Consider the following 15,482-nt stretch of genomic DNA (forward strand, 5'->3'; position numbering starts at 1 on the left):
GGCCTGTGAGGCGGTCGTCGCACCCTGATCCCCACCCGGCAGCGTGGACCCGACCACTCCAAGGGTCTGTTCGTCGTGTCCGGAAGGTCACTGCTTGCTGCTCGCAACCCGCCGTCCCCGCCACCGCGCGGAGTCCGTCGCCCGTCCCCGGTGGTTCCGCGGCGTCGCGATGGCCCTCGCCGTGCTCATCCCCACGACCGGTGTCGCGCTCGGCACCGAGGGCGTCGCGCAGGCCGCGGTCGTGCAGTGGGGCGTCGGCGCCGACCAGGCACCGAACTACCAGGCGACGGTCAACGGCGACTTCACGATGACCGGCAACGGCGTCCTCGCCTGCTCCGGCACCGCGCTGACGGCGACGGGGACCAGCGGTACGTGCACGGACCTGCACGCGAACGCTGTCGGCTCGTCGACCACCACGTCCTACAACGACTACTTCAAGATGGTGAACTCGAACACCGTCTCCGGCTTCACCACGAACTCGTCCACCGGCACGCTGACGATCCCCGCCGGCGCGACGGTCGTCAAGGCGTCCCTCAACTGGAGCGCCAACACCGGCGTCTTCTCCGGGACGCAGAACGTCACCTGCTCCGGGAACTCCGCGAACGGGTCGCAGTGGTACGCCACCCGCCCCGACGCGGCCGCCGGCTACCGCACGCAGCCGGCGCAGCTCAAGGTCGGCTCGTCGGCGATCCGCAGCGTCGCGCCCGACGCCCTGCTCGAGGACCCCGCCTCGCAGGCCAGCGCGCTCTACTACTCGGCCTCCGCCGACGTCACGAACGCCTTCGCCGGTGCCGCCACCGGGTCGCCCCTGTCGATCAGCGCCGGCAACGTCTGGGCGGCGGTCGGTGCCGGCTGCTACGCGGGCTGGTCGCTCACCGTGGTCTACGACTACGGCCGCTACATCGCGGGCAACGCCAACTCGGCCCCGCACAAGGTCATCTACTACCAGGGGCACGTGCGCGAGGCCGCGTCGGACAGCCCCCTCACCGTGAACTTCACCGGGTTCTCGGCGCTGCAGTCCGGCGTCAAGTTCGGGTACACGCTCTACGAGGGCGACCGCGGGATCACCGGCGACTACATGCGGTACACCCCGCAGGGCGGGTCGCCGACCGAGGTGCTCAACACGAAGAACGCCGGCGGCAACATCGGCGTCGGCCAGGCGGACGGCTCGGTCCGGTACACGCAGACCGCCGACACCACCGCGTTCACGAACCAGAGCGTCGACGTGCACACGCAGACGCTGTCCGGCGTCGACAAGGGCGACACCGCGATGACGCTCACGGTCGGCACGAGCGGCGACTCGTACCTGCTGCAGAACGCGGTGCTGTCCGTGCCCACCGCGGCGCTCAGCGTGTCGAAGACCCTCGACGGCACGGTCAACGACCAGTTCCGCACCGCGACGGAGAACACCGCCTTCACCATCACGGTGACGAACAACGGCTCGGTCGCGCTGACGAACATCCAGCTGACGTTCCCGGACACCGAGACGTGCACGCCGTCGACCACCATCGCGGGGCCACTCGCCGCCGGGGCCACGGCCACGGTCCGGTGCACGGGCCCCCCGCCCACGGCGGCGTCCACCACGAGCTCCGTGACCGCGACCGCCCAGGTGGCCGGTGACACCACCGTCACCGTCAGCGACACCGGCTCGACGAACACCTACCTGTCGTCGCTCGCCCTCACCAAGACCTCCGCCCTGGCCTCCGGCGCCACCGGCAAGGCCGGCGACACCGTGAACTACTCGTTCACCGCCACGAACAACGGCACCGGCCCGCTGACCGGCGTCGCGATCACCGACCCGCTCTCCGGGCTCTCCGCGCTGACGTACGGCACCTGGCCGTCGGGCACGAGCGGGACGCTGCAGCCCGGCCAGGCCGTCACCGCCACGGCGACCTACACGCTCACCCAGAACGACGTCGACGCCGGTTCCGTCGCGAACACGGCGACCGTCACCGGCACCGACCCCGACGGCGGCCCGCGCCCGACCGCCTCGGCGTCCCGCACGCAGCCGCTCACCGCCGCGAACACCCTCGCGCTCACCAAGTCCGGTGCCCTGGCGTCCGGGTCGACCGGTCGTGCCGGCGACACCGTGAACTGGTCCTTCCGCCTGACGAACACCGGCGCGCAGACCGTCACCGGTGCCACGATCGCCGACCAGCTCGCCGGCGTCTCCGCGATCTCCTACGGCACCTGGCCCTCCGGGACGACCGGTCGGCTCGCGCCGGGGCAGTCGGTGACCGCCACCGCCACGTCGACGCTGACGCAGGCCCAGGTGGACGCCGGCTCCGTGACGAACCCCGCGACCGCCTCCGGCCGCAGCGCCTCGGGCGGCACCGTCTCCGCCCCGACCGCCACCGCGACCGTCGCCGTGCCCGCCGCCAACGCGCTCGCGCTGACGAAGTCCGGTGCCCTGGCGTCCGGGTCGACCGGTCGTGCCGGCGACACCGTGAACTGGTCCTTCCGCCTGACGAACACCGGCAACCAGACGGTCACCACCGCGTCGATCACCGACCGGCTGAGCGGCGTCTCCGCGCTGACGTACGGCACGTGGCCCTCGGGCACGACCGGCACGCTCGCGCCCGGGCAGTCCGTGACGGCCGCCGCCACGTACACGCTCACCCAGACCGACGTCGACGCGGGCAGCGTCGTGAACACCGCCGGGGCCTCCGGCCGCGGCGCGTCGGGCGGGACCGTCACCGCGCCGGACGCGACGGCGACCGTGTCGGTGACCGATGCCTCCAGTCTGACCGTCGTCAAGAACGGGAGCCTGGCGTCCGGCGCGACCGGACGGGCCGGGGACACCGTGAACTGGACCTTCACGGTGACCAACGGCGGCAACCGCACCCTGACCGGGGTGACGATCGCCGACCCGCTCCCCGGGATCTCGACGATCGCCTACGGCACCTGGGCCTCCGGCACGACCGGTCGCCTCGCTCCCGGGCAGTCCGTCACCGCCACCGCCACGTCGACGTTGACGCAGGCGCAGGTCGACGCCGGCTCGATCACGAACACCGCCACCGCCTCGGGGACGAACCCCTCCGGCACCACCGTGACGAGCGGCCAGACGACGAAGACCGTCGACATCGCCTCGGCGCAGAAGATCGCGCTGACGAAGACCGGCTCGCTCGCGAGCGGCGCCACCGGCAAGGTCGGCGACACCGTGAACTGGCAGTTCAGCGCGACGAACACCGGCAACACCACGCTGTACGGCGTCGCGATCGCCGACGACCTCGCCGGCATCTCGGCCCGCACCTACGTGTGGCCGGGCGCCGCCGGACGGCTCGACCCGAACCAGACGGTCACCGCCACCGCGACCTCGACCCTCACCCAGGCCGACGTCGACGCCGGCAGCATCGTGAACACCGCCACCGCGGCGGGCAACACGCGTGCCGACGGCACCGGCCAGTCCGCGTCGTCGACGACGACCGCGGCGGTGTCGCTCTCGCGCGCCCCCGGCATCGCGATCACGAAGACCGGCGCGCTCGCCTCCGGGGCGACCGGCGCCGTCGGTGACACCGTCACGTACACGTTCACGGTCCGGAACGCCGGCAACACGACGCTCACCGGCGTCGCCGTGAGCGACCCGCTCGCCGGGCTGTCCGCGCTCACGTACTCGTGGCCGGGCACGAGCGGCCGCCTGACGCCGGGGCAGACCGCCACCGCGACGGCGACCTATGCGCTCACCCAGAAGGACGTCGACGCGGGTTCCGTGCAGAACACCGCGACCGCGCGCGGCACCGCACCGGACGGCTCGACCGCGACGAACGCCGCGACCGCCCGCACCACGGTGCCGTCGGCACCCGGCATCACCGTGTCGAAGTCCGGTGCGCTGGCCGCCGGTGCGACCGGCGCCGCGGGCGACACCGTCGACTACACGTTCACGGCCCGGAACACCGGCAACCAGACCCTCACCGCGGTGACGATCAGCGACGCCCTCGCCGGCGTCTCGACCGTCACCTACGGCACGTGGGCGTCCGGCACCGCCGGCACGCTCGCCCCCGGGCAGACCGTCACCGCGACGGCGCGCTACACGCTCACCCAGGCCGACGTCGACGCCGGCAGCGTGGTGAACACCGCACAGGTGTCGGCCCGCACGCCCGCCACGACGACGATCACCGCGAGTTCGCCGAACACGCTCCAGGTCCCGTCGAACGGCACCCTGTCGTTCGCGAAGACCGGCACCCTCGCCGGCTCCGGCACCCCCGCGGCCGGCGGCACGGTGAACTGGACCTTCACGGCCCGCAACACCGGCAACGTCACGCTCACCGGCGTCACGATCACGGACCAGCTCGCCGGGATCTCCACCGTCACGTACACCTGGCCGGGGGCCACCGGGCGCCTGGCACCGGGACAGACCGTGACCGCGACGGCCACCTCGACGCTCACCCAGGCGCAGGTCGACGCGGGCACCGTCCGCAACACCGCGACGGTCGCCGGCACGACGCCACGCGGCACCGCCGTCAGCCAGGCCGCAGCGGCCACGGTGTCGGTGGACCGCACCGTCGCCGTCAGCGTCGCCAAGTCGGGAGCGCTCGCCGCCGGTTCGACCGGCACCGCGGGCGACACCGCGACCTGGACGCTGCGGATCACGAACACCGGCAACACGACGCTCACCGGCGTCGGCGCGACCGACTCGCTCGCCGGGCTCTCCGCGCTCACCTACGGCACCTGGCCGTCCGGGACCGCCGGGACCCTGGCGCCGGGCCAGACGGTCACCGCGACGGCGACCGGCACCGTCACCCAGGCCGACCTCGACGCCGGTTCGGTCACGAACACCGCCACCGCGACCGGCACCGGTCCGTCGGGCACGACGACCGCGACCGCCCAGGGCTCCGGGACCGTGCCGCTCGCCGGCAACCCGGCGCTGACCTTCACGAAGGCCGTCGCCACCGGCACCGGGTACACCGGCCGTGCCGGCGACACCCTCGACTACTCGTTCCGCGCGACGAACACCGGCAACCAGACGCTGACCGGCGTCACGATCACCGACCCGCACGCGGGCCTCGGTGCGCTGACGTACCAGTGGCCGGGCACGGCGGGGCGGCTCGCCCCCGGGCAGACGGTGACCGCGACGGCGTCCTACACGCTGACGCAGGCCGACGTCGACGCCGGCACGGTCGCGAACCGCGCCACCGTCTCCGGCACGAACCCGCAGGGCACCGCGGTGAGCACCCCCGCGACCGCCGCGCAGACCATCGCGCCCGCACCCGGCATCGCCGTGGCGAAGAGCGCCGTCGTCGGCGGCACCGGTCGGGTCGGCGACACCGTGACCTACCGCTTCGACGTGTCGAACACGGGCACGACGACCCTCGGCGGCGTCGGCGTGACCGACCCGCTGTCCGGGCTGTCCGGGATCACCTACGGCACCTGGCCGTCCGGCACCGCGGGCACGCTCGCCCCGGGGCAGACGGTCCGCGGCACCGCGACCTACACGATCACCCAGGCGGACGTCGACGCGGGCAGCATCGTGAACACCGCGTCCTCGGCGGCGACCACGCCGGGCGGTGGCACGGTCCGCGCGACCGGTTCGGCCACCGTGACCCCGGCCTCCGGGGCCCCGGCGATCACGCTGGCGAAGACCGAGCGCCTGGCCACCAGTGCGACCGGCGTCGCCGGTGACACCGTGCGGCTCGGCTACACGATCACGAACACGGGCAACCAGACCCTGACGAACGTGACGCTCACGGACGACCAGTCCGGGCACTCGGCGTTCGCGTTCGGCACCTGGCCGTCCGGCACCGCCGGCACGCTCGCCGTCGGCCAGTCCGTCACGGCGACGGCGACGTACACGCTCACCCAGGCGGACGTCGACCGCGGCCGGGTCGCGAGCGACGCCACCACGACGGGTGTCTCGCCCGGCGGCGTGACGGTCCGCGCCACCGACACCGGCTCGGTCGTGCCGAAGCGCACGCCCGGGGTCGCGCTGACCGAGACCGGTTCCGTGACGAGCGGCAACGGCGGCGTCGGCTCCGTCGTCACCTGGACGTACCAGGCGACGAACACCGGCACCGTGACGCTGACGGTCCCCGAGGTCGTGCACGCCCTCGGCGGCACCGTCACCTACGCGTGGCCGAACGCGCCGAACACCCTGGCCCCGGGTGAGACCCTCACCGCGACCAGCACCTCCACCGTCACCCAGGCCGACGTCGACGCCGGGTCCCTGGTGGACACGTCCTCCGTCACCGGGACCGCGCCCTCCGGCACCGACCCGGCGACCGTCACCGCCACCTCCGCCGCCACCGTGCGCACCTCGGACGCGGCGCCCGGCCTCGGCATCAGCAAGGTCGAGACCTTCGACGCCGACGGCTCGACGACCCGCGCCGCCGTCGCCGGCGAGCAGGTCGACATGCGCTACGTCGTCACGAACACCGGCAACGTCACGCTCACCGTCGTCGGCGTGCAGGACGCGCAGCGCGGTGTCTCGAGCGTCGTCTTCGCCGACGGCGACACGACCATCACCCTGGCACCGGGCCGTTCGGCCACCGCCACGGCCACCTACTCGCTCAGCCAGTCCGACGTCGACGCGGGCGGCATCCGCTCCGCGGCGACGGCGTTCGGCACCACGCCCGCCGGCACCCGCGTGACCGCGTCCGCCACCGACGGCGTGACGATCACGCCGCAGCCGGCCGTCGCGCTGACGAAGACCGCACGCTACGACACGAACGCCGCCGGCGCCGTCGAGAGCGGCCGCGTCGGGGACACCGTGGTGTTCTCGTTCCTCGCCACGAACACCGGCTCGGTCACCCTGACCGACCTGACGCTGCGGGACCAGCTCGTCGGCCTCGCCACCGCGACCCCGATCGACGGGACCCCCGCGCTGCGCGACCTCGAGTGGTCCGGCGGCAGCGCCGGCTCCCTGGCCCCCGGCGAACGCGTCCGGGCGACCGCGCGCTACACCGTGACCCAGACCGACGTGGACGCCGGCAGCATCACGAACACCGCGACCGTCGCCGGCACCACGCCCGGTGGCGCGTCCACGAGCCGCGACGCCACCGTGACCATCGCCACCGCGGCGGACAACACGGCGGCGATCGGCATCGTCAAGCAGGCCTCCGTCCCCGGGACCGGCACGCCGCAGCCCGGCGACCCGGTGCTCCTCGGCTACACGGTGACGAACACCGGCGACTTCTCGCTGACCGGCGTCACCGTCACGGACGACGGCGCCGACGCGGGCTCCGTCCGCTACGGCACCTGGCCCTCCGGCACCGCGAACCGCCTCGAGCCCGGCCAGACCGTCACCGCCACCGCGGTGCACACGCTGACGCAGGCCGACATCGACGCCGGCTACGTCACGAGCCCGGCGCGCACCACCGGCACCCCGCCGACCGGTGCGGCCGTCACCGCGACGAGCTACCGCACGGTGCCCGTCACCCAGGTGAACACGTTCGACTTCTCGAAGAGCGGTGTCCCCGCGGGCAGCACGGCCGGTGTCGGCGACCGCCTGACGTTCACGCTCACCGCGCGGAACACCGGCAACACGACGCTGGACCTGCTCCAGATGACGGACCAGCTGCAGGGCGTCGGCGTGCTCGAGTACCGCTGGCCCGACCCCGCGGCCCCGGGGGTCGTGCCGCCGGGGCAGGTCGCCACGGCCACCGCCGCGTACACGATCAGCCAGGCAGACGTCGACGCCGGCAGCGTGCTCAACAGCGCGAACGCGATCGCGAGCCCGCCGACCGGCTCCGCGATCACGCGGACGACGACGAGCACCACCGGGGTGGACGCCTCGGCCCCGACGATCACGCTCGACAAGACCGAGGCGCTGGCCGACGGCGCCGTCGGGGTCGCGGGCGACACCGTCCGGTTCGGGTACACGATCACGAACGCCGGCACCACGACGCTCACCGGCGTCGCCCTGACCGACGCGCAGCCGGGCCTCGGCACGGTCTCCTACGGCGCGTGGCCGTCCGGCGCCACCGGGTCCCTCGCACCCGGGCAGTCCGTCACCGCCACGGCGACGTACCGCCTGACCCAGGCCGACGTCGACCGGGCCGCGGCGGACACCGCGGACGGCGTCGCGCTCACCAGCGTCGCCACGACCACGGCGACCGACCGGCGCAGCGGCGAGGCCGTCAGCGCCACCGACGACGGCTCCGTGACGCTCGCGCCGACCTCGGGCATCGCCACCCGGAAGACCGCCGCGACCGTCGGCGGCGGCAGCATCGGCGCCGTCCGCGCCGGGGACGTCGTCCGCTACACCGTCACCGCGACGAACTCCGGGCAGACCACGCTCACCGACGTCACGGTGTCCGACCCGCTCCGGGGCCTCGGCACCCCGACCACCACCTGGCCGAACGCCACGGCGGGCACGCTCGCGCCGGGACAGGCCGTCGTCGTCACCGCGGACCGCACCGTCACGCAGGACGACGTCGACGCCGGGTCGATCGCGAACACCGCCACCACGACGGGCACCACGCCCGCCGGCACCACCACGTCCGGTTCGGGCACCCGGACGGTCGTCACGACACCCGGCGCGCCCGCGATCGCGGTGCAGAAGTCCGAGGCGCTGGCCGACGGCGCCACCGGTGCGGCCGGCGACACCGTGGAGCTCACCGTCACGGTGACGAACCGCGGCGACGTGACGCTGACCGACGTCGCCGTCGCCGACGGCCAGCCCGGCGTCTCCGCCGTGCGCTTCGACGCCTGGCCCTCCGGAACCGCCGGCCGCCTGGCACCGGGGCAGTCGGTCGTCGCGCACGCCACGTACACGCTCACCCAGCAGGACGTCGACCGTGGCGGGGTCGCGAGCACCGCGACCGCCACCGGCGTCCCGCCCCGGGGCGCGACGGTTGCGGCCTCCGACGACGCCGGCGTCACGGTCACCCCGCGGGGCGCCCTGTCGGTCGACAAGACCGGCACCCTCGGCGGCGCGACCGGCGCGGTCGGCGACACCGTCCGCTACGGCTTCCGCGTCACCAACACCGGGAACGTGACGCTCTCCGGCGTCGGCGTCGCCGACGTGCTCTCCGGCGTCTCCGCCGTCACGATCGACGACTGGTCCGGCGCCGCCGGGCGGCTCGAGCCGGGCGACACCGTCACCGGCACCGCGACGTACCGCGTCACCCAGGCCGACGTCGACGCGGGCAGCGTGCTCAACGACGCCACCGTCACCGGCAGCACGCCGGCGGGCGACACCGTCACGGCGTCCGACGCGGCGACCGTCACCCTGGCGGCGGCCGCCCCCGGCATCCGCCTCGACAAGACCGAGCGCCTCGTCGACGACGCCACCGGTGTGGCCGGCGACACCGTGCGCCTCGGGTACACGATCACGAACACCGGCACGGCGACGCTGTCCGGCGTCGCGCTGACGGACGCCCAGGCGCGACTGTCCGACATCGAGTTCGGCACCTGGCCGTCCGGCGTCGGCACCCTCGCGCCCGGGCAGAGCGTCACCGCGACCGCCACGTACACGCTGACCCAGGCGGACGTGGACCGCGGCACCGTCGGCAGCACCGCGACCGCGACGGGCACGAGCCCGCGCGGCACCGAGGTCGTCGACAGCGCCCAGGGGACGGTCGCGCTCACCGCGCCGGCCGCGGTGTCGCTCACGAAGCGCGCCGCGTTCCGGGACGGCGGGACCGGTCGGGTCGGCGACACCGTCGACTACACCTTCACCGTCGTCAACACCGGTCAGGTCACCGTCGACGGCGTGCGGGTCGCGGACCGGCTCGCCGGCCTCGGACCCGTCTCGGTCGAGGCCGGGCCGGACGGCGACGGCTCGCTCGCTCCCGGGCAGTCCCTCGTCGCCCGCGCCGCGTACACCGTGACGCAGGCCGACGTCGACGCCGGCAGCGTCGTCAACGGCGCCACCGCGACCGCGACGCCGGCCCGTGGGGACGACGTCACCGCCACGGACAGCACCACCGTCCGCACGTCGGACGGCGCACCGGCGATCGGGATCACCAAGACCGAACGCCTGACCGGCACCGGCACCCCGGCAGCCGGCGACACCGTCCGCCTCGACTACACGCTGACGAACCGCGGCAACCAGACGCTCACCGGCGTCACGGTCACCGACGCGCAGATCGGCGTCACGTCGGTCGCGTACGGCACCTGGCCGTCCGGCACCGCCGGTCGCCTGGCCCCCGGCCAGTCCGTGACCGCCACGGCCACGTACGTGCTCACCCAGGCAGACCTCGACGCGGCTCGCGTCGAGAGCGCCGCCACCGTCTCCGGCGTCGCCCCGACGGGAGGCACGGTGCGCGCCACCGACACCGCCGGCGTCGACCTCGCCGCGGCTCCCGGGCTGTCCCTCGACAAGCAGGGACGGCTCGCGCCCGGCGCCACCGGCGCCGCCGGCGAGGGCATCCGCTACACCTTCAGCGCGACGAACACCGGCAACGTGACGGTCGAGCTCCTCGACTTCCGCGACCGCCTCGCCGGGCTGAGCGACCCGACGGTGAGCGACTGGCCCGGTTCGGTCGGCGTGCTCGCGCCCGGCCAGACCGTCACGGCCGAGGCGACGTACACGATCCGCCAGTCCGACGTCGACGCCGGCTCCGTGGCGAACACCGCGACCGTGGTCGGCCGTGCGCCCGACGGGTCCGACGTCACCGGCACCGACGGCACCACCGTCGAGACCGCCGCGTCCGGACCGCGCATCGGCGTCGTCAAGACCGCCGTCCTCGCCGACGGCGCGACCGGCCGCGCCGGTGACCGGGTCGAGTACCGCTACGAGGTCACGAACTCGGGCAACGTCACCCTGACCGGGATCGGCGCCGTCGACGACCAGACCGCCGTGTCCGCCGTCGTCTTCGGCGACTGGCCGACCACCGAGGGCCGGCTCGCACCGGGCCAGACCGTCACCGCGACGGCCTCGCACGTGCTCACCCAGGCCGAGGTCGACGCCGGCGTCCTGCGCAGCACCGTCATCGCGACGGGCACCGCGCCGGACGGCACGGACGTACGCGCCACCGACACCCGGGCCGTCACGATCGCACCCGCACCCCGCGTCGCGTTCTCGAAGACCGCCGCGTACACCGACGGCGGCACCGGCCGCGTCGGGGACACCGTGCGGTACACCGTCCGCGCGGAGAACACCGGCTCGGTGACCCTGCGCGACGTGACGGTGACCGACCGCCTCGCCGGGCTGTCCGCCTTCACCGCCGACTGGCCGGCCGCCGCGGGCACGCTCGCGCCCGGAGCCGTCGTCACCGCGACCGCCGAGTACACGGTCACCCAGGCCGACGTCGACGCCGGCAGCATCGTCAACCAGGCCGTGCTCTGGGCGAGCCCGCCGACCGGCGCGCCCGTCACCGCGACCGACGGCACCACGCTCCGCACCGCCGTTCCCGCCGACGGGATCGCACTCGTGAAGGACGAGCGCGTGACCTCCGGCACCGGCGTCGCGGGTGACACCGTCACCTTCACCTGGACGATCGCGAACCCCGGCAACCGCACCCTGACCGGCGTCACCCTCGACGACGACCAGTCCGGGCTCGGCACCGTGTCGTACGGCTCGTGGCCCGGCGCCGTCGGCACGCTCGCACCGGGCCAGGCCGTCACCGCCACGGCGACGTACACGCTCACCCAGGCCGACGTCGACCGCGGCTCGATCAGCAGCACCGCGACGACGACCGGCACCGTGCCGTCCGGCGAGGTCGTCACGGCGACCGCGACCGGAGCGGTCGACACCGTCCGCACCGGCTCGTGGACGATCGCCAAGTCCGGCGCCCTGGCCGACGGGGCCGCCGGTGTGCTCGGCGACCGCATCGACTGGACGTACCGCGTCACGAACACCGGCACGGTCACGCTGACCGACGTGGTCGTCGGCGACGACCTGCCCGGCGTCACCGCGCCCGTCGTCGCGACGTGGCCGAACGGCACCGCCGGCACGCTGCGCCCCGGGCAGTCGGTCACCGCCACGGCCCGGTCCGCCGTCACGCAGACCGACGTCGACGCCGGCAGCGTCGTGAACCGCGCGACCGCGGACGCCCGGGTGCCCGCCGGCGTCACGGACCCCGGTGCCCAGGACGACTCCGCGACGGTCGCACTGCGGACCTCGACCCAGCAGGTCGACGTCGTGAAGACGGCCCGCCTGGCCGACGGGTCGACCGGACGCACCGGCGACACCGTCGAGTTCGGCTACGTCGTCACGAACACCGGCACCGCGACGCTGACCGGGGTCGCCCTCACCGACGCGCGCCCCGGCACCTCGGCGATCGCGGTCACCTGGCCGGGACGCGCCGGCGTGCTCGCACCCGGCGAGTCCGCACGTGCCACGGCGACCACGGCCCTGACGCAGGCCGACGTCGACCGGGGGACCCAGGCCTCCACCGCGACCGCGACGGGGACCGGACCCGGCGGCGCGACCGTCACCGCGACCGACTCGGCGACGGTCCGCATCCCCGCGGCGCCGGCCCTCACGCTGACCGAGCAGGGGACGCTCGCGCCCGGCGCCACCGGCGCCGTCGGCGACACCGTCCGCTGGACGTACGTCGTCACGAACACCGGATCCGTCACGCTCGACCGCACCGCGCTCGAGCAGCAGCTCGGCGACACCGCGGCCTTCGGGACCTGGCCGGGCACCACCGGCGAGCTCGCGCCGGGACAGTCCGTCACGGCGACCACGACCTCGGTCGTCTCGCAGGCGCAGTTCGACGCCGGACGGGTCGTCAACCCCTCGACGGCCACCGCCACGGCGCCCGACGGCTCCGTCGTCACCGCCGACGCCTCCGCGGCCGTCGAGACCGGCCCCGCGGCGGCACGCATCGGCATCACGAAGACGGCCGCGCTGCCGGACGGCGACGCCGCGCCGCGTGCCGGGGACGTCGTGACGATCACCTACCAGGTGACGAACACCGGGACGTCGACGCTCACCGGCGTCGCGCTGCAGGATGCCCAGGCGGGTGTCGGGAACCCGACGTACGACTGGCCGGGCACCGCCGGCACGCTCGCACCCGGGCAGGTCGTCACCGCCACCGCGACGGTGACCCTGACGCAGGCCGACGTCGACCGCGGGTCGGTCGGCGGGACGGCGACCACGAGCGGCACGCCGCCCACCGGCGACCCCGTGCGGGCCGACGCCGGCGCGACGCTCGTGCTGCCCGGCGCGCCGGAGCTCGCCCTGACGAAGTCCGGTGCCCTCGCCGACGGCGCGACCGGTGCGGTCGGCGACGTCGTGGACTACCGCGTCACCGTCCGGAACACCGGCACGACCACGGTCCGCGACCTGACGGTCACCGACCCGCTGCCCGGGCTCGGCGCGCTGACCCTGCCCGACGGCTCCGACGGCACGCTCGCCCCCGGCGAGACCGTCACCGGCACGGCGCGGTACACCGTCACCCAGGACGACGTCGACGCCGGCAGCGTGGTGAACACCGCCACGACGACGGCGAACCCGCCGACCGGCGACCCCGTGACCGCGACCGGCAGCACGACCGTGCCGCTCGGCTCGGCGACCGCCGGCATCACCATCGAGAAGCGGCAGCAGCTCGCCGAGGGCGCAGCCGGTCGTGCCGGTGACCGCGTGGAGTACGCCTTCACGGTGACGAACACCGGCGCCGCCACCCTGCGCGGCGTCACCGTCGCCGACGGGCAGCCGGGCCTCGGGCGCGTCACGGTCACGTGGCCGGGCGAACCGGGGGTCCTCCGACCCGGGCAGGTCGCGACGGCCACCGCCGTGTACACCCTGACCCAGGCGGACGTCGACCGGGGCGCGGTCACCAGCACGGCGACCACCACGGGCACCGCGGCCGACGGCACCGTCGTCCGCGACGCGGACGCCGGCACGAACCCGGTCACCGGCACCCCGGGGCTGACGGTCGCGAAGCGCGGCGAGGCGACCGGCGCGGCCGTCCTCGGCGCCGAGGTCCGCTGGACGGTCGAGGCGACGAACACCGGCACCGTGACGCTCACCGACGTGGCCGTCTCCGACGAGCTCGCCGGCTTCACCACCACCGGCACCACCTGGCCGGGGCAGGCCGGGACCCTGGCCCCGGGCGACACCGTCCGCGTGACCGGCACCTCGGTCGTCACCCGCGGTGACGTCGACGCCGGCGGGGTCGTGAACACCGCCCGCGCGACCGGCACCGCACCGGACGGTGCCGGCACCTCCGCAGGCGGCGCGGCCACCGTGCCGACCGAGGCCACCTCGACGCCGCCGTCCGGTCCGCACCTGACGCTCGACAAGCGCAGCACGCTGCCGGCCGGCACCGCGGCGACGGCCGGCGAGCGGGTCGGGTACACGTTCACCGTCACGAACGACGGCGACACGACCCTGACGGACGTCCGGCTCGACGACCCGATGGCCGGCCTGTCCACCGTCACGTGGGAGTGGCCCGGCACCGCCGGCGTGCTCGCACCCGGCGAGCAGACCACCGGCACCGCGCAGTACACCGTGACCCAGGCGGACGTCGACGCCGGCTCCGTCGTGAACACCGCCACCGCCGGCGGCACCGGCCCCGGTGGGGTCGTCGTCGGCAGCGACCCCTCGACCGCGATCACCCCGACCGCGCCGACCGGGACGACGCCGCCGACCCCGCCGACCCCCGGCGACGGCGTGGGCGGACTGACGGTCACGAAGACCGTGCAGTACGCCGAGGGCACCGACGGGCGGGTGGGCCAGCAGCTGGTCTACGGCTTCACCCTCGTCAACACGGGCACCGTCACGCTGCACGACGTGCGCGTGGACGACCGGATGCCCGGGCTGTCGGACGTCGCGTACGGCGACTGGCCGGGCACGCCGGGCACCCTCGCACCGGGGGAGCGCGTCACCGCCACGGCGACGTACACGATCAGCCGTGCCGACGGCGCGTCCGGTAGCGTCGAGAACAGCGCGACGGCGATCGGGACGCCGCAGCCCGGGGCCCTGCCCGGTGACGGCCCGATCGTGTCCGCGCCCGACAACGTCCGGATCGAGGTCCACCCGGCCGCTGGGGTCCCCGCCCTCGCGTTCACCGGTTCCGACCCCGTCCCGGCCATCGCCGTCGCCGCACTCCTGCTGGCGCTCGGCATCGCAACGGCGGCCCTCGGGAGCCGCCGCCGCACCCGGAAGGAACACCGATGACCCTGCGCCCCACGCGCTCCCTGCCCGTCCGCCTGCTCGCGATCGCCGGCGTCGCCGCGCTCGGCATCGGCCTGGCCGGCTGCTCCGGCGGCGACGGGCCGGACGGGAAGGCCTCCGGGACGGCGACCGCGCAGGCGACCGCCACCGAGCGTCCGGCGATCACCGACGTCGACACCCCGGCGGGCGGTGACGGCGAGTACGTCGGCGCTCTGAAGGACGTCCAGGTCAGCTCGTGCAAGAAGTCCGGCTCGGAGTGGGCCGTCGAGGGCACGGTGGAGAACCCCGCGAAGAGCGCGCAGGGCTACCGCATCTACGTCTCGCTGCTCAAGGGCCAGTCCGACACCCGGGCCGTCAAGGAGGTCGACGTCGACAGCGTCGCCGCCGGCGCCTCGGACGACTGGTCCACCACCATCGGCACGTCGGAGAGCGGACTGTCCTGCGTGCTGCGCGTGGAGCGGTTCGCAGCCTGAGACCG

Annotated in this window: 2 protein-coding genes; both read left to right on the forward strand. The window is 74.9% G+C overall.

Annotation, left to right across the window (positions count from 1 at the left end):
- The first annotated feature begins 94 nt into the window (after positions 1–94).
- Positions 95–15,007 carry a DUF7507 domain-containing protein gene (locus BIU97_RS01365; RefSeq protein ID WP_071296855.1) on the forward strand — a complete coding sequence of 4,971 codons (14,913 nt, stop codon included), beginning with the start codon at positions 95–97 and terminating at the stop codon, positions 15,005–15,007.
- A complete protein-coding gene (locus BIU97_RS01370; protein WP_071296856.1) occupies positions 15,004–15,477 on the forward strand; it encodes a hypothetical protein in 474 nt (157 codons plus the stop codon). The genes BIU97_RS01365 and BIU97_RS01370 overlap by 4 nt, the downstream gene beginning before the upstream one ends.
- Positions 15,478–15,482: the final 5 nt, after the last annotated feature.

The organism is Curtobacterium sp. MCBA15_009, from assembly GCF_001864895.1.
In the GTDB taxonomy this organism is placed as follows: Bacteria; Actinomycetota; Actinomycetes; order Actinomycetales; family Microbacteriaceae; genus Curtobacterium.

Coding starts and splice junctions, on each gene's coding strand:
- BIU97_RS01370 (WP_071296856.1), top strand. CDS start 15,004: ATGACCCTGCGCCCCACGCGCTCCCTGCCCGTCCGCCTGCTCGCGATC.